Origin of the sequence: Massilia sp. BKSP1R2A-1 (genome assembly GCF_050586525.1) — a bacterium.
In the GTDB taxonomy this organism is placed as follows: Bacteria; Pseudomonadota; Gammaproteobacteria; order Burkholderiales; family Burkholderiaceae_D; genus Telluria.
This window is the reverse complement of the sequence record NZ_JBOBRE010000053.1, coordinates 1-390: the sequence shown is the minus strand read 5'-3', so window position 1 is coordinate 390 and position 390 is coordinate 1. Positions and strand designations below refer to the sequence as shown.

1 pseudogene is annotated in these 390 nt (G+C 56.7%); it reads left to right on the top strand.

The window, feature by feature from the left end:
• Window positions 1-216, top strand: a pseudogene (locus ACQ7JA_RS25040) (transposase); the annotation flags it as partial.
• Between the last annotated feature and the right edge of the window lie 174 nt (window positions 217-390).

The window sequence follows — 390 nt, the reverse complement described above, 5'->3', positions numbered from 1 at the left end:
GCGCGTCTTGAACAGACACCCGACGCCATGCGCATCCGGCGTTCAACCGTCGAGCATCCCTACGCCACGATCAAGGCATGGATGGGATCCACGCACTTTCTAACGAAAGGACTGGAGCGTGTGAAGGTCGAGATGAGCCTGCACGTTCTCGCGTATAACTTCAGTCGTTTGCTCACGCTGCTTGGCATACAGGGCATGCTGGCGGCGATCAGGGCGTACACCCGTTTTCTGCCGCGAACCGGGCTGTTTGGGACCTTCTTGCTTCTGGTCTTGCCGAGGATTGGAAAACAGGTCGGCCAAGGATATGGCGCTTCTATAGGCTTCTGGATAGGCCGTGAGCCGTATAATTCGGCTCCCGGATCCAGCTGATGAGTTTTTACACAGTCTGGG